Annotated in this window: 17 protein-coding genes; 7 read left to right on the plus strand and 10 right to left on the minus strand. The window is 56.0% G+C overall.

Going from position 1 to position 17,959, the window contains the following annotated elements:
• Positions 1-143 precede the first annotated feature (143 nt).
• The 3 genes from V3W49_RS03495 (at position 144) to V3W49_RS03505 (ending at position 2,708) form a co-directional block, all read left to right on the plus strand.
• Positions 144-1,481, plus strand: coding sequence for a sensor histidine kinase (locus V3W49_RS03495; protein ID WP_500143726.1), 1,338 nt, complete (start codon positions 144-146; stop codon positions 1,479-1,481).
• Positions 1,481-2,110 carry a response regulator transcription factor gene (locus tag V3W49_RS03500; RefSeq protein ID WP_500144011.1) on the plus strand — a complete coding sequence of 210 codons (630 nt, stop codon included), beginning with the start codon at positions 1,481-1,483 and terminating at the stop codon, positions 2,108-2,110. Before V3W49_RS03495 ends, V3W49_RS03500 begins: the two co-directional genes overlap by 1 nt.
• A 100-nt stretch (positions 2,111-2,210) precedes the next feature.
• Positions 2,211-2,708 carry a GlcG/HbpS family heme-binding protein gene (locus V3W49_RS03505; RefSeq protein WP_500144012.1) on the plus strand — a complete coding sequence of 166 codons (498 nt, stop codon included), beginning with the start codon at positions 2,211-2,213 and terminating at the stop codon, positions 2,706-2,708.
• Between the two features lie 90 nt (positions 2,709-2,798).
• On the opposite strand, the gene V3W49_RS03510 is transcribed toward V3W49_RS03505, so the two are convergent.
• The 4 genes from V3W49_RS03510 to pmbA all read right to left on the minus strand — a co-directional run bounded on the left by V3W49_RS03510 (position 2,799) and on the right by pmbA (position 6,678).
• Entirely contained in the window at positions 2,799-3,923 is a 1,125-nt protein-coding gene (locus V3W49_RS03510; RefSeq protein WP_500143728.1) for a ribosomal protein uL16 3-hydroxylase, read from the minus strand.
• A gap of 195 nt (positions 3,924-4,118) precedes the next feature.
• Complete coding sequence (locus tag V3W49_RS03515; RefSeq protein WP_500143729.1) at positions 4,119-4,796, minus strand: DUF2461 domain-containing protein; 678 nt, start codon at positions 4,794-4,796, stop codon at positions 4,119-4,121.
• A gap of 70 nt (positions 4,797-4,866) precedes the next feature.
• A complete protein-coding gene (gene cybC / locus V3W49_RS03520) occupies positions 4,867-5,256 on the minus strand; it encodes a cytochrome b562 (RefSeq protein WP_500143730.1) in 390 nt (129 codons plus the stop codon).
• Between the two features lie 69 nt (positions 5,257-5,325).
• The gene (gene pmbA / locus V3W49_RS03525) at positions 5,326-6,678 is read right to left on the minus strand and encodes a metalloprotease PmbA (protein ID WP_500143731.1); all 1,353 of its coding nucleotides are present in this window, start codon (positions 6,676-6,678) and stop codon (positions 5,326-5,328) included.
• 124 nt (positions 6,679-6,802) lie between these two features.
• Between pmbA and yjgA the strand changes: the two genes are divergently transcribed.
• Complete coding sequence (yjgA, locus tag V3W49_RS03530; RefSeq protein ID WP_500143732.1) at positions 6,803-7,351, plus strand: ribosome biogenesis factor YjgA; 549 nt, start codon at positions 6,803-6,805, stop codon at positions 7,349-7,351.
• 60 nt (positions 7,352-7,411) lie between these two features.
• Here the strand turns inward: yjgA and mpl are convergent, their stop codons facing one another.
• On the minus strand, positions 7,412-8,782 hold the full coding sequence (mpl, locus tag V3W49_RS03535; protein ID WP_500143733.1) for a UDP-N-acetylmuramate:L-alanyl-gamma-D-glutamyl-meso-diaminopimelate ligase: 1,371 nt from the start codon (positions 8,780-8,782) through the stop codon (positions 7,412-7,414).
• 173 nt (positions 8,783-8,955) lie between these two features.
• Here mpl and fbp point away from each other — a divergent pair, with 173 nt between their 5' ends.
• Positions 8,956-9,954 (plus strand): class 1 fructose-bisphosphatase, encoded by a 999-nt coding sequence (gene fbp, locus V3W49_RS03540; RefSeq protein WP_500143735.1) that lies wholly within the window; start codon positions 8,956-8,958, stop codon positions 9,952-9,954.
• Positions 9,955-10,002: 48 nt separating this feature from the next.
• On the opposite strand, the gene yjfF is transcribed toward fbp, so the two are convergent.
• Genes yjfF through ytfQ form a run of 4 tightly spaced genes read right to left on the minus strand, consistent with a single transcriptional unit; the run spans position 10,003 to position 14,518 of the window.
• Positions 10,003-10,992 carry a galactofuranose ABC transporter, permease protein YjfF gene (gene yjfF / locus V3W49_RS03545; RefSeq protein WP_500143736.1) on the minus strand — a complete coding sequence of 330 codons (990 nt, stop codon included), beginning with the start codon at positions 10,990-10,992 and terminating at the stop codon, positions 10,003-10,005.
• On the minus strand, positions 10,979-12,004 hold the full coding sequence (gene ytfT / locus V3W49_RS03550) for a galactofuranose ABC transporter, ATP-binding protein YtfT (RefSeq protein ID WP_500143737.1): 1,026 nt from the start codon (positions 12,002-12,004) through the stop codon (positions 10,979-10,981). The genes yjfF and ytfT overlap by 14 nt, the downstream gene beginning before the upstream one ends.
• A 10-nt stretch (positions 12,005-12,014) precedes the next feature.
• Positions 12,015-13,514 (minus strand): sugar ABC transporter ATP-binding protein, encoded by a 1,500-nt coding sequence (locus tag V3W49_RS03555; RefSeq protein WP_500143738.1) that lies wholly within the window; start codon positions 13,512-13,514, stop codon positions 12,015-12,017.
• Positions 13,515-13,561: 47 nt separating this feature from the next.
• On the minus strand, positions 13,562-14,518 hold the full coding sequence (ytfQ, locus tag V3W49_RS03560; RefSeq protein WP_500143739.1) for a galactofuranose ABC transporter, galactofuranose-binding protein YtfQ: 957 nt from the start codon (positions 14,516-14,518) through the stop codon (positions 13,562-13,564).
• A 306-nt stretch (positions 14,519-14,824) separates the two neighbouring features.
• On the opposite strand from ytfQ, the gene ppa reads away from it, so the two are divergent.
• Together ppa and V3W49_RS03570 are read left to right on the plus strand one after the other, a co-directional pair.
• Positions 14,825-15,355 (plus strand): inorganic diphosphatase, encoded by a 531-nt coding sequence (gene ppa, locus V3W49_RS03565; protein WP_500143740.1) that lies wholly within the window; start codon positions 14,825-14,827, stop codon positions 15,353-15,355.
• A gap of 297 nt (positions 15,356-15,652) precedes the next feature.
• Complete coding sequence (locus tag V3W49_RS03570; RefSeq protein ID WP_500143741.1) at positions 15,653-17,497, plus strand: DUF3413 domain-containing protein; 1,845 nt, start codon at positions 15,653-15,655, stop codon at positions 17,495-17,497.
• A 113-nt stretch (positions 17,498-17,610) separates the two neighbouring features.
• On the opposite strand, the gene V3W49_RS03575 is transcribed toward V3W49_RS03570, so the two are convergent.
• The gene (locus V3W49_RS03575) at positions 17,611-17,958 is read right to left on the minus strand and encodes a gamma-glutamylcyclotransferase family protein (RefSeq protein ID WP_500143742.1); all 348 of its coding nucleotides are present in this window, start codon (positions 17,956-17,958) and stop codon (positions 17,611-17,613) included.
• Between the last annotated feature and the right edge of the window lies 1 nt (position 17,959).

Genomic DNA, 17,959 nt, shown 5'->3' on the forward strand with positions numbered 1-17,959 from the left:
CACAGTAATAATGGATATTAAGTTTTGCGATCCCTATCTCGGGAAGGGAGTTGCGGCATCGGTGAGCGGTACGCTGAAAGTCAATAGACACTGTCGTCAATAGCCGCTTTAATAAACCTCTTTCCACACTGCAAAGGCGCACCATGTTTAAAGGAAAAGTGATGGTCAGAACGCTTATCTGGCTGCTGCTGTCGCTATTTTCCTGCCTTGGTCTGGCTAATTACGCGTTGCAGCAACAGTATGAAAAGCAGAGTGAGCAGTTTCGCATTCTGTATCGCGATATTTCGGTCAAGCTGGTTCAGAACGATGTGATCCTGTCGCTGCTTTCCGCCCATGGCGCCTTTGAGCTGGTTCAGCAGCGATTTCCCCAGGTGATACGCTGGGAGTCGCGCCCGGCGCAGCGCCCCGCCGGTTCGCTGGTCAGCGCGGGCAACGGCCAGTACTGGCTCAGCGGTCAGCACTATTCCCTGCTTATCGACCTCAACCCGCTGCTGGATACCCTGCTCCATCGCCACCGCTTTCAGACCTTCAGCATTCACTGGCAACAGCAGACGCTGATAAGCCGTGGCGATGCCAGGGCACCGTTCCACTGGCGCTGGGACAAGAAGCTGGCCAGCCCTTCGCAGCCTTTTGTACTGTCTGCCGGTAACAATCCGAACTGGCGCGATATGCCGTGGCTGGTGATGCTGGCGACGCTGCTGTTCTGGGCGGCGGCGATTTACTTTATCAGTCAGTACCAGCGCCAGAAGCGACAGCGCGAACTGGCGGATCTGCGCGCCCGTTTTTCAGAGCTGACGCGCCTGAACGCGTTAGGCGAAATCGCCGCCGGACTGGCTCACGAGCTAAATCAGCCACTGACCGCTACCCTGAGCTATAACCAGGCGGCGCTGCGCCTGATTAATCAACGGCAGCCGCAAAACGCCGCACCGCTGCTGGATGCGGCGGTAGTGCAGATCAAGCGCATCGGTGAACTGATCCAGGCTTTCCGCCAGCGTCTGGGCAGCGAGCAGGTAGCGCCGCAGCCGGTCAGTCTGGGGAACATCTGGCGCCATACCGCTCAACTGCTGGAAACCGAACGACGTCAGGGCAAGGTGAAGCTGATCGCCCGGCTCCCCGACGATTTACCGGAGATCGTCGCCATACCGCTGTATATCGAGCAGATCCTGCATAATCTGCTCAGTAATGCCATTCAGGCTCAGCAGGGAATGAACGCGGGCGAAGCCTGGGTGGCCATCGCCGCCCGGCAGGAGCGCGAAGGCGTGACCATTGAAGTCAGCGACGGCGGCCCGGGGCTGTCGCAGCAGGCGCTGGAGCAGGTGTTTATGCCTTTTTTCACCACCCGCGAACAGGGTCTGGGCCTGGGCATGGCGCTGACCGAAACCCTGGTACAAAGGCTGAACGGCACCATTAGCGTGCGCAATCTCGCCGGCCAGGGCGCCTGCTTTACGGTATGGCTGCCCTTAAGAACCACGGAGGCATGATGCAGCAGCGTATTTATCTGATTGACGACGACGAGGCGATTCGCTGCTCCCTGAGCGCGCTGCTGGCGACGGTAGGCTGGCAAACCGAAACCTTCGCCAGCGTGCAGCAGTTTCAGGAAACGATAGTCGACCTGACCGCGCTGTCCGGCTGTCTGCTGCTGGATATCCGTATGCCGGGCAAAACCGGCATGACGCTACTGGAGGAGTTTCGCCACCAGGGACTGACGATTCCGGTGATCGTTATGACCGGCCACGGCAATATCGATCTGTGTCGCAGGGCGTTTAAGAACGGCGCCTTCGAATTTCTGACCAAGCCCATCGATGCCGATACGCTGTTCGATACCGTGGGCGCGGCCATGGAGCAGCGGCGATACGCTCTGCAACAGCAGCAAAAAACCGCCGAACTGCAAACCCGGCTCGCCACGCTATCGGCACGGGAACAGCAGGTTATCGCTCTGATTGTGGAAGGCAAAACCAATAAGGAGATAGCCCGGGAGCTGGCGCTTTCCCCGCGCACCGTGGAGGCTCACCGGGCCAACGCCTTCGCCCGACTGGGGGTTAATTCGCTGGCGAAGCTGATTCGCCTGTACGGCGGGCTGACGCCGCCCAACGAGAGCAGCACCAGGTAAAATTACCAGGAGCCCCTGGTAATCGCCCGAATAGCACTGATTCCCGCCCTCATTTAGGCTGTTCCTGACGACAACAGATCAACAAGGAATCAGGCTCATGATGAAATCCCTGCTGTTTACCGGCGTGCTGCTCGGCAGCCTTGCCGCCTCTCCCGCTTTCGCCGCCGACGTACTGAATCAAAAAAGTCTCTCGCTGGAACTGGCCGATCGGTTGGCCGCTGCGGCCATTCAGTCCTGCAGCGCGCAGAGCTATAACGTGGCGGTCACGGTCGTGGATAACGCGGGCGTTATCAGAACAGTTAAACGGATGGATAACGCCGGTCCCCATACCATCGACGGCAGCAGAATGAAGGCCTTCACCGCCCTGACCACCCGCAACGCTACCAGCGCGGTGATGAAAAACGCTCAGCAGAACGCAGGCGCAGCCAACCTGAAAGAGATTCCCGGATTCCTGCTGCTGGGCGGCGGTCTGCCGGTGAAAGTGGGCCAGCAGACCATTGGCGCCATCGGCGTTGCCGGCGCGCCCGGCGGCCACCTGGACGAACAGTGCGCGCAGCAGGCGCTGGACGCGGTTCAGAAACGACTAAACGCTGGCTGAACACCCTGAGGGATACCCGCCGCCGCCCCCGCGCAGGTCAGTTCGTTAGCGGCCACCTATGCCGGGTATCCCATAAGCGCGGAGCGGCAATCACGCCCCTTCGAAGTACCAGTATCCCTGGTTGATCAGCGCCGTCAGCTCAGCCACAAACGCCGGGTTTTTCAGCGCATCGCCCAGCTCCTGGCTGCCTAATTCGCTAAAGCGGCACAGCGCATCCGCCGCACGAACATCTGCGGTATCCCAGCATTCGCTGTTAATAAAGAAGTGGTCACCAATATGCAGCACACGCAAGCCGCTCAGACGCGTCAGCGTTTCCCCCGCCATTAGTGCGTCAAGTACCTCCTCTTTCTCGTACTGGGGCTCTGCTGGCGCAATATCCAGTTCGTGGCGGGGCGTGGTGGCAAAGCATCCAAACCAGTTTTTAAAGTCTTCCGGCTGATTGATCATGTCGATCATCATGGCGCGCAGACGCTCAAGCTCATACTCTTCCACCCGTCCTGGATGATCGCGTACCGTCAGATCCGGATCGCTATAGTGCGTACCACCAAGATCGTGCTCCAGCGCATAGTCCGCAAAACTGCTGATCAGATCGCGACCGTTCGGCCCCCGGAAGCCCACAGAATAGTTAAGCGCGGTTTGGTGAGTAAAGCCGTCGTGAGGGAAACCAGGCGGAATATACAGAATGTCACCCGGCTCCAGATCTTCATCGATAATCGGTTCGAACGGATCGACATGCAGCAGCGCGGGATGAGGGCAAAACTGCCGCATTGGCAATGCATCGCCGACGCGCCAGCGGCGGCTCCCCATACCCTGAATGATAAAGACATCGTAATTGTCGATATGAGGCCCGACGCCGCCGCCCGGAACGGAAAAGGAGATCATCAAGTCGTCAAGACGCCAGTCAGGCAGGACGCGGAAGGGGCGTACCAGCTCTGCTGAAGGCGCGTGCCAGTGGTTTACCGCCTGCACCAGTAGCGACCAGCCCGTTTCCCCCAGCCCGTCAAAGTGCTCAAATGGCCCATTACTGGCGTACCATTTATCCTCTTTCTGGCTCACCAGACGACTGTCGACTTCGACTTCCATCGCCAGCCCGGCGAGTTCATCTGGCGTGATCGGGTCGACAAAGTTCGAAAAGGCTTGTTTCAGCACCACCGGCTGTTTCTGCCAGTATTTCTCTAAAAACTCAGGCCAGTTAAGGTTGAGTTGATTAACCATACGATCGCACCATCAAGGGAATAAAGAGGGTGATTATGAGAGGGAGAAAGGGTGCCAACCTTGTCTGGAGTCAAGAGTTAATAAGAAAGGAATCGCCTTCCCTCTTTTAACGCCGGATCATAAATTCCTTATCGCTGCACCGTTCCCTGAAATCGCGGCGTTTTTCTTTGCTGACCAACCCATGATGAGCCAAATCTATCTCTGGTTTTCCAACTGAACCAGCAGCTGATACAGCGGTTCCAGGCGCTGGAAGCCATCGCGAAGCAGCCCTGGCAACTGGCCGGAAAACAGCGGCGCCATATCGTAACGCTGGTCTATCAGCGCAAAGGTTTTACGGTTGACCCATTCCGCCAGCTCCGGGGCCTGCCCCTTTACCAGCGGTCGTTTGTAGGATTCCCCTTCCAAATCGAAATGTTTGCGGATCTTCCCGGCCATCTGCAAAAAACTGCGCGGGTTGTCGGCGATATGCTCACGCAGGCGATTCATGGTTTCGCGCGAGGCGCTGTAATAGCCCATGCCGAAGCGCCAGTTGTCGCTGGCGAATTCGAAGAAGAAAACCGGCGAGTCGGTCCACACCTTGCGCGGCCGTTTAAAGACAATCCAGACATTGCTGCGATAGGGGGATTTATCCAGCGAGAAGCGGGTATCACGGTGGATGCGCGAAATGGTTTTGGTGACCGCCGGGCGCACTTCGAATCGATCGTCGATAGCCAGCATATCGGCGGCCAGGTCGTCCACCAGCTCGCGCAGCGGCGCGATAATTTCCCGATCATAAACCGCGCGGTTTTCGCTAAACCATTCCCTGTTATTATTTTGGCTGAGCTGCTGCAGAAAATTCAGCCCGCCCTGAGTCAGCCCACTGAAATTACCCACTCTCTTCTCCTGGATATCGTTCGAGCTGGCCGGTGCCTCCGGCCAGGCCCATTATCGCGCACGCGCCGGATCAGCGAAACTTCTTATGATAAGTGTCCCGGGTCTGCTTAAACTCTTTAGCCGCCGCACGGGCTTCCGGCAGTTTGCCTTCATCCGCCAGCTTTAGCGCGCCATCGATCTGGCCAACCAGCAGCGTCAGCCCTTTATGATATTCCTGGATCTCCGGACTATCCGGCGCTTTATCCTCAAGCTTCGGCGGCGTGGCGTTCATGGCATCCATCGCCGCGGCACGCATGGTGGTCAGCTCGGTTTTCATCTCGCTCAGGTCGTCGGTTTTCAGCACCGTTTTATAACTGTCGTTCAGGATATCCATATCCTCTTCCAGATCCCGCGCCAGCGCGCTGGCGCTGGTGGCCAGCAGCACGCCGGCGGTCAACAGGGCGATGACAGGTTTTCGCATTGCTTGCTTCCTCTTACGTTTTTTTCTTTATAAAAAAGGCCGCGCGGGCGGCCTTTAGGGAGTGGGAGCTTACTGCCCGGCGATTTTCATCTCCGGCAACAGCACCGAACCACACTGAATATTGCTACGGGTTTCGATATCGTCGCCGGTGGTGACGATATTGCGCCACATGTCCTTCAGGTTTCCGGCAATGGTGATTTCGCTCACCGGATACTGAATTTCGCCGTTTTCCACCCAGAAACCGGCAGCGCCCCGGGAGTAGTCGCCGGTGATGGCGCTCACACCCTGGCCCATCAGTTCGGTCACAACCAGCCCGGTGCCCATCTCTTTGAGCATGCCGTCAAAGCTCAGACCATGACCCGCTATGCGCCAGTTATGGATCCCTCCCGCGTGGCCGGTGCTGTGCAGCCCCAGCTTACGGGCGGCGTAGCTGGTCAGCAGCCACTGCTGCAACACACCGTCTTTTACAATTTCGCGCTGCCTGGTCGCCACCCCTTCGCTGTCGAAAGGCGTGGAAGCCAGCCCCTTAAGCAGGTGGGGATGCTCTTCAATGGTGAGCCAGTCCGGCAGAATTTGCTGGCCCAGCGCATCAAGCAGGAAGGTTGATTTACGGTAAACCGCGCTGCCGCTAATAGCGCCCACCAGGTGGCCGAACAGACCGGTCGCCACTTCCGCAGCGAAAATGACCGGTGCCTTCATGGTCGGTAGCTTACGCGGCGCCAGGCGTGCCAGAGTGCGGCGGGCGCACTCTTCGCCGACCCACTCCGGGCTTTTCAGCGCCTCCAGCTCGCGGGAGATGGAATAAGCATAATCGCGTTCCATACTGCCGTCCTCTTCGCCAATCACGCAGCTCGACAGCGAATGGCGCGACGAACAGTAGCTTTGCAGCATGCCGTGGCTGTTACCGAACACCTTAATGCCGTAGTGGCTGTTAAAGCTGCCACCTTCGGTATTGGTTATACGCTTATCCGCTTTCAGGGCCGAATTTTCGGCGCGCGCCGCCAGTTCAATGGCCTGCTCGGGATCGATCTCCGCCGGATGGAATAAATCAAGATCCGGCGCCTCAAAGGCCAGTAGATCCTTTTCCGCCACGCCGGTGCAGGGATCCGGCGAGGTATAGCGGGCGATATCGATAGCCGCCTGTACGGTTCTGTCGATAGCATCCGGGCTAAGATCCGTAGAAGAAGCGCTGCCTTTACAGTTCTGGTGATAGACGGTAATGCCCAGCGCCCCGTCGCTGTTGAACTCAACGTTCTCCACCTCACCGTAGCGAGTACTGACGCTGATGCCAGTGGTTTTGGTGACCGCCACTTCCGCGCCGTCCGTACGCTGTGCCGCCAGTTCCAGCGCCTGCGCCACGGCCTGTTCCAGTGCTTTACGTTGTTGCGCTACCTGAGTGATTACTTTCATCGCCAATGCCATAATGTAAGGTGTGGGTCAGGCAACGCCGACGACGCGCCTAACCGCAGGAAAATTAAAGACGTCTTTTTTGAGTCTAACAGAGAACTCTTTGCTAGTATTAGCCTCTTTTTTTGAGGAGCCTGAGATGACGAAACAGCATGAAGAAGAGTGGCTCGACGATGTGTCTCCTGATGAGCATGACGATGACGACGAGATAATCTGGGTCAGCAAAAGCGAAATCAAGCGTGATGCCGAAGAGCTCAAGCGTCTGGGTGCCGAGCTGGTCGAGCTGGGGAAAAACGCCCTGGATAAAATTCCGCTGGACGAAGAGCTGCGCGATGCCATCGAGCTGGCGAGCCGCATTAAGAAAGAGGGCCGCCGCCGTCAGTTGCAGCTGATTGGCAAGATGCTGCGTAGCCGCGATGTGGAGCCTGTCCGCCAGGCGCTGGATAAACTGAAGAACCGCCATAACCAGCAGGTGGCGCTGTTTCACAAACTGGAAGCGCTGCGCGACCGACTGGTCGATGAAGGCGACGAGGCCATGGCCGAGGTGCTGAATCTGTGGCCCCAGGCAGATCGCCAGCAGCTACGAACGCTTATCCGTAACGCGAAGAAAGAGAAAGCGACCAGTAAGCCGCCGAAATCCGCGCGCCAGATTTTCCAGTATCTGCGGGAGCTGGCAGAAGAGCAGTAACGACAGATTTCCCTTCCCCGGCCCTCTCCCCACTGGGGAGAGGGGGATTACGGCGTGGAACTATGCCTTGCGCGCTTTGGCTTCCAGGGCATCCAGCAGTTTCTGGTGGATGCCGCCGAAGCCGCCGTTGCTCATCACCAGGATGTGATCGCCCGGCTGGGCGCTTTTCACCACCATCTCTACCAGCGCGTCGACATCGGCGCTCCAGTGCGCAGGCTGGATGCAGGCATCTGCAACCTCGGAAACCTGCCACGGAATATGGTGCGGCTGATACAGAAAGACTTCATCGGCACGGCCCAGCGAAGGCGCCAGATCGTCCTTGCTCACGCCCATCTTCATGGTATTGGAGCGCGGCTCCAGCACCGCCAGAATGCGCGCGGTGCCGCCCACTTTACCGCGTAGCGCCGCCAGGGTGGCCAGTATCGCCGTCGGGTGGTGAGCGAAGTCATCATACACCGTTACCCCGTTCGCTTCGCCGCGCAGCTCCAGGCGGCGGCGGGCGTTAATAAAGCTGCCCAGGGCGCGACCCGCTTCGTCCGGTGTTACGCCGACATGACGCGCGGCGGCAATGGCCATCAGACCGTTGTGCATATTATGCTCGCCCACCAGCTGCCAGTTCACTTCACCGACGCGTTCGCCGTCCAGCCACACTTCCCAGTGGGATGCGTCCTGGCTCACCTTCTTAGCCTGCCAGTGGCCCTGTTCGCCCACCAGTTCCTGTTCGCTCCAGCAGCCCATGCCCAGCACCTGCTTCAGATTGGCGTCGCTTTCCGGCCAGATAATCCGCCCCTGCCCCGGTACGATGCGGATCAGGTGGTGGAACTGTTTCTGGATAGCGCGCAGATCGTCAAAGATGTCGGCGTGGTCGAACTCAAGATTGTTGAGAATCAGCGTGCGCGGGCAGTAGTGGACAAACTTGGAACGCTTGTCGAAGAACGCGCAATCATACTCATCGGCTTCAATCACAAAGAACGGGCTGCCGCCCAGCCGCGCCGACACATCGAAGTTGCCGGGAACGCCGCCGATGACAAAGCCCGGCTGATAGCCGCAGGATTCCAGAATCCAGGTGACCATGCCTGCCGTGGTGGTTTTGCCATGAGTGCCGGCTACCGCCACAACCCAGCGATCGCGCAGCACGAAGTCATGCAGCCACTGAGGCCCGGACATATAGGGAATCCCCTGTTCCAGTACCGCTTCCACGCAAGGGTTACCGCGCGTCATCGCGTTGCCGATAATCACCATATCCGGCCGCGGCTCCAGCTGCGCGGGATCATAACCCTCGGTTAATTCGATTCCCTGCTGTTCCAGCAGCGTGCTCATCGGCGGATAGACATTGTCGTCCGAGCCGGTTACCTCATGGCCCAGCGAGCGCGCCAGCATCGCCAGCCCGCCCATAAAGGTGCCGCAAATCCCCAGAATATGAATGCGCATAGTCACTACTCTTTGTTTGGTTCGGCGCACATTCTACCCATATGTCCGCGCAGTGGCACCTGATTTCAGGTTTTTCTGGTGTCTGCTGATGCGATTCACCTGAGCGCAGAGTGTTCAATGTTTGTTAAGCTAACCCCCACTTTTTTTTAACCGACTGATGCAGGGATCGTGTTATGAAGACGTTAGGTGAATTTATTGTTGAGAAGCAGCATGAATTTCCTCATGCGACCGGTGAGCTGACCGCGCTTATCTCAGCGATAAAACTCGGCGCTAAAATTATCCATCGTGATATCAACAAAGCCGGACTGGTTGATATTCTGGGGGCCAGCGGCGCCGAAAACGTTCAGGGCGAAGTGCAGCAAAAGCTCGACCTGTTCGCCAATGAAAAACTGAAGGCCGCGCTGAAGGCCCGCGATATCGTGGCGGGTATCGCCTCTGAAGAAGAGGACGAAATCGTGGTGTTCGAAGGCTGCGAACACGCGAAATACGTGGTGTTGATGGATCCGCTGGACGGCTCCTCCAATATCGATGTTAACGTCTCCGTCGGCACTATCTTCTCTATCTATAGCCGCGTGACGCCAGTTGGCACGCCAGTCACCGAAGAGGATTTCCTGCAGCCGGGCAGCCGTCAGGTCGCGGCAGGCTATGTGGTTTACGGCTCTTCCACCATGCTGGTCTACACCACTGGCTGCGGCGTACACGCCTTCACCTACGATCCTTCCCTTGGCGTGTTCTGCGTCAGCCAGGAGCGTATGCGCTTCCCGGAAGCAGGCAACACCTACTCCATCAACGAAGGGAACTACATTAAATTCCCGATGGGCGTGAAGAAATACATCAAGTACTGCCAGGAAGAGGATAAAGCGACCCAGCGCCCTTACACCTCGCGCTATATCGGTTCGCTGGTGGCTGACTTCCACCGTAACCTGCTGAAAGGCGGGATTTATCTCTACCCCAGCACCGCCAGCCACCCGCAGGGCAAGCTGCGTCTGCTGTATGAGTGCAACCCGATGGCTTTCCTGGCCGAACAGGCGGGCGGCAAGGCCAGCGATGGTAAAGAGCGCATCCTGGATATCATTCCGGAAAGCCTGCATCAGCGCCGGCCGTTCTTCGTCGGCAACACCCATATGGTGGACGACGTCGAGCGCTTCATTCGTGAATTCCCGGACGATTAATTTCCCCGGTCATAAAGCCCTTCTCTCGCGAGAGGGGCTATCTGCAAATCACTGCGCCGTGGTTCGCGTCACAGGCGAACTCTGACGGTTTTCCCACAGTAGCGTTAACCCGCGCTGAAGAGCGATAAACACAAACAGCAGAATACCGATGGCGATTTTCGTCCACCAGGAGCTGAGCGTACCGTCGAAATTAATATAGGTTTGAATCAACCCCAGAATCGCTACGCCGAATAACGTGCCCAGCACGGTGCCAACCCCACCGCTCAATAGCGTACCGCCGATCACCACCGACGCTATCGCATCCAGTTCCACCCCGACGCCTGCCAGCGCATAACCGGCCTGGGTATAAATGGAAAAGACAATCCCCGCAAGCGTCGCCAGCCCGGTCGAAAGCATGTAGATACGGATAGTAGTGGCGCGCGTTGAGATCCCCATCAGATTCGCCGAGGTGGCATTTCCGCCAATCGCATAAACCTGATTGCCAAAACGGGTACGATGAGCCAGAAAAATACCGATGACCACCACCGCCAGCATCAGCAGCCCCATGGCGCTAAGCCGCCCGCCGCCGGGGATCTTCCACGCCAGACCAGAAAGCATATCGTAGACAGGATGATCGATAGGAGTCGATGTTTCAGAGATCAGATAGCTGACGCCGCGCAGGAAGAACATGCCGGCCAGCGTGATGATAAACGCCGGGATCTTCAGCGCATCGATCAAAAGCCCCATCAAGGCGCCGAAGACGCAGCCCACGATCAGCACCAGCGAAAACGCCAGCCATGGCGATATCCCCCAGGCACCAATCGCCTGCGCCAGAAACACCCCGGTAAACGCAATGGCCGATCCTACCGAGAGATCGATACCGCCAGACAGAATAACGAAGGTCATTCCAACGGCAATAATCCCCAGAAAAGCATTATCAGTCAGAATATTGCAGATAACCCGCGTCGTCGCGAAGCCCGGGAATTGCATCATGCAGTAGAGATAGCCCAGCACAAACACCCCCAGGGTTATCGTTAACGGCAAATTACGTTTTATCATTAGCTCGCCCCCTTTTAATCAGGCCGATAAAGCGCGGCGACTGAACAACCAGCACGCAAAGCACCACTATCGCTTTTACCACCAGGTTAAGCTCCGGTGGAAAACCGGACAGCAGGATACCGGTATTCATACTCTGAATAATCAACGCCCCAACGACGGAGAGCGTCATGTTAAAGCGCCCCCCCATCAGCGAGCCGCCGCCGATAACCACCGCCAGAATCGCATCCATCTCCAGCCATAAACCGGCGTTGTTCGCATCCGCGCCGCGAATATCCGCCGCCACGATAACGCCGGCGATCGCCGCACAAACTCCGCTCAGCATATAGGCCAGCATGACCATGGTTCGGGTTTTCACCCCGGCATTTTTGGCCGCCCGGATATTAATGCCTACCGCTTCAATAAACATGCCCAGCGCCGTTTTGCGCGTAAGCAGCCAAAACAACAGCAGCGTCACCAGCGAGATAATGACCGGCACAGGAAACAGCAGCAGCGAGCCGCTGCCCAACCATGCGAGGCTGGGATCGTTAAAGGTGACTATCTGACCGGCAGTGATCAACTGCGCCACTCCACGGCCGGCCACCATTAGGATAAGCGTCGCAACGAACGGCTGAATTTTGAGAACAGCCACCAGAATGCCATTCCACAACCCCGCCAGTGCGCCAGAGCCCAGCGCCGCCAGTAACACCACGGGAAGACTATGCCCGGCAACCGTCATCGTGGCCGCCGTAGCGCCAGCTATCGCCATCACAGCGCCGACGGAAAGATCGATACCGCCCGTGGCGATCACCAGCGTCATGCCAATGGCCAGCAGCGCCACCGGCGCCGCACGGTTGAGGATATCGATCGGACTACCGAACAGGCGACCATCCTGCAGGACTATCTGAAAAAAATGCGGCGCAACAAGGCTATCCACCGCCAGAATCAGCAACAGAGCCAGAATTTGCGGCGTGCCTGTAGGCCAGCTAAAGCGCCGCTTCTGCTGCCCGGTTTGAGGTACAGTCGAACCCATCACGCTTTACCTCCTATGTCGCAATGGCCGTCATGATGGCGGGAACCGACAGCTCAGCCAGCGGGATCTCAGCCACCTGCCGCCTGTCGCGCATAATAATGACGCGATCGGCATAGCCGACCAGCTCTTCCAGCTCGGAAGAGATAACCAGCAGCGCCAGACCGTCGGCGCACAGCGACTCCACCAGCCGGATAATTTCCGCGTGGGCGCCAACGTCAATACCGCGCGTTGGTTCATCGAGGATCAGGAAGCGGGGTTTGGTCAGCAGCCAACGCGACAACAGCACCTTCTGCTGATTGCCACCCGACAGGAATTCAATCGGCTGTTCAGCGTCTGGCGTACGGATGCCAAGCTGGCGTATAAAACGCCAGGCGATCGCATTCTGTTCCTTACGGGAGATGGGCCTAAGCCAGCCGCGCTGGGCCTGGAGCGCCAGCATAATATTCTCGCGCACCGATACAGCACCAATAATGCCATCGGTTTTTCGGTCTTCCGGGCAAAAACCTATTCCCAGTCGTGAAGCCTGCCAGGGCGACCGCAGCATCTGAGCTCGCCCCTTTATCTGAACGCTACCGCTGTCGGCGGGTTTAATGCCGAAGATCACTTCCGCCATTTCGGTACGCCCCGAACCCAAAAGCCCTGCCAGACCGACAATCTCGCCGGGACGCACCGCCAGATTGAATGGAGCTATCGTCCCTTTCCTGCCATAATTTTTGAACACCGCAACAGGCTTATCGCTTAACCGGGTGCGGCCCGCGCGCTGTAAAGCGTTATCCATCAGATCGCGCCCCAGCATCATCTTCACCAGTTCGATCTTCTCAAGAGAGCGGGTTTCACGACAGCCGACAAAGCTACCGTTGCGCAACACGGTAATGCGATCGCTCACCGCATAAACCTGATCGAGGAAATGGGTCACGAAGATCAGGCTCACTCCACGATCGCGCAACTGGCGCATCAGCGTAAACAGCCGCTCCACCTCCTGGGCGTCAAGACTGGCGGTGGGTTCATCCAGGATCAGCACGCTGGCGGAAAGGGAGACCGCACGACAAATCGCGACTATCTGCTGCATCGCGACAGAAAACCGGTGCAGCGGCTCGCGGACATCGAGTGAAAAGCCATAAGAGGCCATAAGCTGAGTGGCGCGCGCTTCCATTTCTTTACGTCTGAGCAGACCAAAGCGACGGGGTTCGCGGCCGATAAACAGATTATCCGCCACCGACATATTCGGCAGCAGATTCACTTCCTGATACACCGTGCCGATCCCTAATTTCTGCGCGTGGGCGGTGTTTTTCGGCGCAATCGCGACATCATTCAGCCAGATAGTGCCGCGATCGGGTTGATATACGCCGGTTAGCGCTTTGATTAGCGTTGACTTCCCGGCGCCGTTTTCCCCCAGCAGCGCCATAATCTCACCCCGATTAAGGGAAAAATCGACGTTATCCAGCGCCTTGACGCCGGGAAAGGATTTGCTAAGGCCTTCGGTACGAAGGAGCGCCTGGTGTGGCCTGGTCATATTTTCCCCTCACCCCGCCCCTCCCCCCACCGGGAGAGGGGAAGACTTTAGTAACCCATATTTTTCTTCTTCTCTAATTCCTGTTTCGCGGTATCCGGCAGGTAGAGAATGGACTTCGTCATGGTCATTTTTTCAGGCAGGGTGCCGTCTTTTTTAAATTTCTCCAGCGCATCGAACGCCGGGCCCGCCATATTTGGCGTCAGCTCCACGCTGGCGTTCGCTTCGCCGGCCAGCATCGCTTTATAGATGTCCGGCACGCCGTCAATCGAGCCTATCAGAATATCCCGCCCCGGCTTCAGGCCCGCCTCTTTGATGGCCTGGATAGCGCCGATCGCCATATCATCATTATGGGCATACACCATGCAGATGTTTTTGCCGTTGTTTTCCGCTTTGATAAAGCTTTCCATTACCTCTTTACCTTTGGTACGGGTAAAGTCGCCGGACTGGGAACGGACAATTTTGATATTGTCAGCCTGGCCGATAGCCTCGGCGAACCCCTTCTTACGATCGATAGCCACGCTGGCCCCCACCGTGCCCTGCAGCTCAACCACGTTGCACGGCTTACCATCAACCTGCTTCACCAGCCAGTCTCCGATCATCCTGCCTTCCAGAACGTTGTCCGCCGACACCGTGGTCATATAGAGCGATGTGTCTTTTACATTGATGGAGCGATCGAGCAGGATGACCGGAATTTCCGCGTCTTTCGCCTCCCTTAACACCGGCTCCCACCCGGTTGCAACGACAGGTGCGATAAAGATGGCGTCCACGCCCTGAGCAATAAATGAACGTACGGCTTTGATTTGGTTTTCCTGCTTTTGCTGACCGTCGGCAATTTTCAGGGTAATACCACGCTTGTGCGCTTCGGTTTTCGCCACATTGGTTTCCGCCGCCCGCCAGCCGGACTCCGATCCGGCCTGCGAAAAGCCGACGGTTAAAGAAGAGGCCAGCGCCATAGACGACATGGCTGCTGAAACGGCCGTCACAAGAAGTAAACGTTTCCACATATCCCCATCCCCTCAGGTTGTTAATTATTGGTTAACAAAAATATGTGAACAAACTATAGACAATAAGAAACCCGACTCATTGCGCAACTTCACATTTCAGCAACGTGAATAAATAGTTAAATAAAAATCTGTAATCGCTTTCACTTTGTCATGAAAAAACCGACTGTGTTTATGGATTTTTAGGTTATGGAAACGCTCCGAAAACGGAGCGAGAAGCTGGCAGAAACCAAAACAGGCAAAGACTTTCAGCACCAGTTAGCTATAATACCCGCCACGTGTTTGCTACACATTTCAAAGGAAACAGACATGAGCTTAAACAACGTTCCCGCAGGCAAAGAACTGCCGGAAGACATCTACGTCATCATCGAAATTCCGGCCAATGCCGACCCTATCAAATACGAAGTGGATAAAGAGAGCGGCGCCCTGTTCGTGGACCGTTTCATGTCCACCGCGATGTTCTACCCGTGCAACTACGGCTATATCAACCATACGCTGTCCCTGGACGGCGATCCGGTAGACGTTCTGGTTCCAACGCCGTATCCGTTGCAACCGGGTTCCGTCATCCGCTGCCGCCCGGTTGGCGTTCTGAAAATGACCGACGAATCCGGCGAAGACGCCAAACTGGTTGCCGTACCGCACACTAAGCTGAGCAAAGAGTACGATCACATTAAAGATGTGAACGACCTGCCGGAACTGCTGAAAGCGCAGATCACCCATTTCTTCGAGCACTACAAAGATCTGGAAAAAGGCAAGTGGGTGAAAGTCGACGGCTGGGACAATGCCGAAGCCGCGAAAGCTGAAATCATCTCTTCCTTCGAGCGCGCCGCGAAGAAGTAATCCGCCTTCGCTGAAATCTGTGATCAAAACACCGCCGCCAGGGCGGTGTTTTCTTATCCATACAGCCTATTCTTTCACCGAAGATAAACAAACCATAAACAAAATTTAAAAATAACTTTACTGCGTTGATATAACCACGTAGCGAATTATTTCCGGGACGACGGAAACCATAATAAGACTGGTTTCATTCGAGCACGCTCCTTATAATGACGAGCCCTACTTCCTGGCGTGCTGATTATTCATGCATAAAGGAAATGTAACCGTCGGTTAATATATTTATAAAAACCAGGTATCTTCATGAGAAAGCTTTTTCTTTTTACGTTATTTAATGTTTTTCTTTCCGCCCTTATTGCCATCAGATATTTCATGGTGCCAGGGGCATCGGTTACCCTTTACGGCGGCACCTTCTCCTTTTTTGCCGTACTGGGTCACTTTTTCTCGCTGTATCTGATCCTGTTTCTGATTTGTACGCCTCTGCTGTGGCTAAATAAATATGTCAGATACTCGCTACTGGCCATCGTGTTCGGCTTTGCACAAATCGCCCTTTATGTCGACACTATCGTCTTTGAGCAGTACCGTTTCCACATCAATGAATCGGTGTTGATGATGGTGCTGTTTGGGCAGGTGGTGGATTTCTCCTTTGCGACCTGGCTGATGATGGGCGCGCTTGTCATCGGGGTATTCGCCATCGAATACCTGGCCGCGACCTGGATAGACCGCAAACTGACCCAACGTGCGCAACGCCACGCGCCCAAATCCCGTATGATGCTGACCACATCGCTATTTCTGGTCGGCGCCCTGCTGGTGGGGAATATTGGTTATATGATCGCGTTCTACTATGCGTACTCCCCCATTATGGTGGTGAAAGAGTATCTGCCGCTTTATTACCCTCTGACGTCAAAGAAAATCATGGGTTTCTTTGACAAAGATGGCCAGCACCGTAATCTGCTGGCCAACCCCGATTCACAGAAGCATATTCGTTATCCATTACGGGAACTGGTGATTAATCCGGAAAATAAAAGACCTGCCAACATTATGTTTATTGTGGTGGACTCCTGGCGTTTCGATACTTTTAGCGAATCCGTCTCTCCGAATACCTGGAACTTTGTTAAACAACATAACGGCGTCGCTTTTAATAATCACTATTCCACCGGCAACGCCACCCGAACCGGTATCTTCGGTCTGTTTTACGGTATCCCCGGAACCTACTGGCAACCCTTTCTGAATAACAGCATTCCGTCGCTATTTGTCACGACTATGCAGAAAGAAGATTACAACATCGGGATATTCACCTCAGCCAAAGTGACCTTCCCGGAATTCGATCGCACGGTTTTCGCCACCATTAAAAACCTGCGCATCAATAGCGAAGGTAAGAGCACGCCGGAGCGCGATGCCCGTCTGACCACAGACTGGCGCGAATGGTACCAGAAGCGCGACGCCAGCCGTCCAACCTTTTCGTTCCTGTTTTACGATTCGGCGCACGCCTACGACTTTCCAAAAGATGCGGAGTTAAAATTCGGGCCGGTTAACGATCTGAACTATATGACGCTGAAGAACGACACCGATCCGACACCGCTGTTCAATCGTTATAAGCAGAGCGTGTATTACATCGATCAACTGTTGCAGCAGGTTTACGATCAGCTTGCCGCCTCCGGCGATCTGGATAACACGCTGATAGTCCTGACCGGCGATCACGCTCAGGAAATGAACGACAATAAGATGGGCTTCTGGGGCCACAACGGTAATTTCACCGATGCCCAGACCAAAGTGCCTTTTATAATTGTCGGCGCGAAAGACGATAGCAGACTGCGCGAAAATGCCAGTAAGCTCACCAGCCACGAAGATGTGGTACCGTCGCTGATGAAACACTATCTGCACGTTGCCAATGATACCCGCGACTACGCCACCGGCTACGATCTGTTCAGCCAGATGCCGGAACGTAAGTGGCTGCTGATGTCCAGCTACAGCGCTTACGCCGTGCGCACGCCGGAAAATATCTATACCGTAAACGGCGTAGGGATAAGCCACTACCTGGACCGCCATAACCGACAGGCGAGCGGCCATCCTAATTACAGCTACGTCTATGACGCCATGAACGAGATGAAATATTTCGTCGACCAGGGCGGAAAAGCAGCGCACTAGCCGTTATCAGCGTCTGACTCAGGCCTCGCCAACTGGCGAGGCTTTTTTTGTATATAAAAAAAGCGACCGTGCCGAAGCACGGTCGCTCTGGATTATCCGCAGAGACTGGCGACTCATTTATACTTATCGCGATCGATCCAGTCACCGCTCTCGATCAGCGTCAACCCGCCAGTTGGACGCTGGTAGACATACATCCACGCGCTTCCGTAGGGCGTCTGAATCAGCTGACGCTTATATTCGCCTCCCTGGGTACGCAGATCGTCAAGCTCAGCCAGGGTCGAGGCATCGATCCGGTACACTTCACCGTATACCGAGCCTTCTCCCGGCACCGCGCCGGGATAATGCCCCAGGCTATACAGCTGATAACCCTCAATACTAAAAGCGCCCAGTAACTGCGCGTTGGTCATCCAGTGGCTGTTGCCCTGTTTGTGCCTTAAACTGCCGTAGACAAATATTCGCATT

Source organism: Rosenbergiella sp. YN46, from assembly GCF_036620675.1.
In the GTDB taxonomy this organism is placed as follows: Bacteria; Pseudomonadota; Gammaproteobacteria; order Enterobacterales; family Enterobacteriaceae; genus Jejubacter.

What these genes read in the sequence shown, in the direction of transcription:
- V3W49_RS03575 (WP_500143742.1), bottom strand. Translation starts at nt 17,958, where the DNA reads ATGCGAATATTTGTCTACGGCAGTTTAAGGCACAAACAGGGCAACAGC.
- yjfF (WP_500143736.1), bottom strand. Translation starts at nt 10,992, where the DNA reads ATGATAAAACGTAATTTGCCGTTAACGATAACCCTGGGGGTGTTTGTG.
- V3W49_RS03570 (WP_500143741.1), top strand. Translation starts at nt 15,653, where the DNA reads ATGAGAAAGCTTTTTCTTTTTACGTTATTTAATGTTTTTCTTTCCGCC.
- cybC (WP_500143730.1), bottom strand. Translation starts at nt 5,256, where the DNA reads ATGCGAAAACCTGTCATCGCCCTGTTGACCGCCGGCGTGCTGCTGGCC.
- ytfQ (WP_500143739.1), bottom strand. Translation starts at nt 14,518, where the DNA reads ATGTGGAAACGTTTACTTCTTGTGACGGCCGTTTCAGCAGCCATGTCG.
- ppa (WP_500143740.1), top strand. Translation starts at nt 14,825, where the DNA reads ATGAGCTTAAACAACGTTCCCGCAGGCAAAGAACTGCCGGAAGACATC.
- V3W49_RS03510 (WP_500143728.1), bottom strand. Translation starts at nt 3,923, where the DNA reads ATGGTTAATCAACTCAACCTTAACTGGCCTGAGTTTTTAGAGAAATAC.
- fbp (WP_500143735.1), top strand. Translation starts at nt 8,956, where the DNA reads ATGAAGACGTTAGGTGAATTTATTGTTGAGAAGCAGCATGAATTTCCT.
- yjgA (WP_500143732.1), top strand. Translation starts at nt 6,803, where the DNA reads ATGACGAAACAGCATGAAGAAGAGTGGCTCGACGATGTGTCTCCTGAT.
- V3W49_RS03500 (WP_500144011.1), top strand. Translation starts at nt 1,481, where the DNA reads ATGCAGCAGCGTATTTATCTGATTGACGACGACGAGGCGATTCGCTGC.
- V3W49_RS03495 (WP_500143726.1), top strand. Translation starts at nt 144, where the DNA reads ATGTTTAAAGGAAAAGTGATGGTCAGAACGCTTATCTGGCTGCTGCTG.
- pmbA (WP_500143731.1), bottom strand. Translation starts at nt 6,678, where the DNA reads ATGGCATTGGCGATGAAAGTAATCACTCAGGTAGCGCAACAACGTAAA.
- mpl (WP_500143733.1), bottom strand. Translation starts at nt 8,782, where the DNA reads ATGCGCATTCATATTCTGGGGATTTGCGGCACCTTTATGGGCGGGCTG.
- V3W49_RS03505 (WP_500144012.1), top strand. Translation starts at nt 2,211, where the DNA reads ATGAAATCCCTGCTGTTTACCGGCGTGCTGCTCGGCAGCCTTGCCGCC.
- V3W49_RS03555 (WP_500143738.1), bottom strand. Translation starts at nt 13,514, where the DNA reads ATGACCAGGCCACACCAGGCGCTCCTTCGTACCGAAGGCCTTAGCAAA.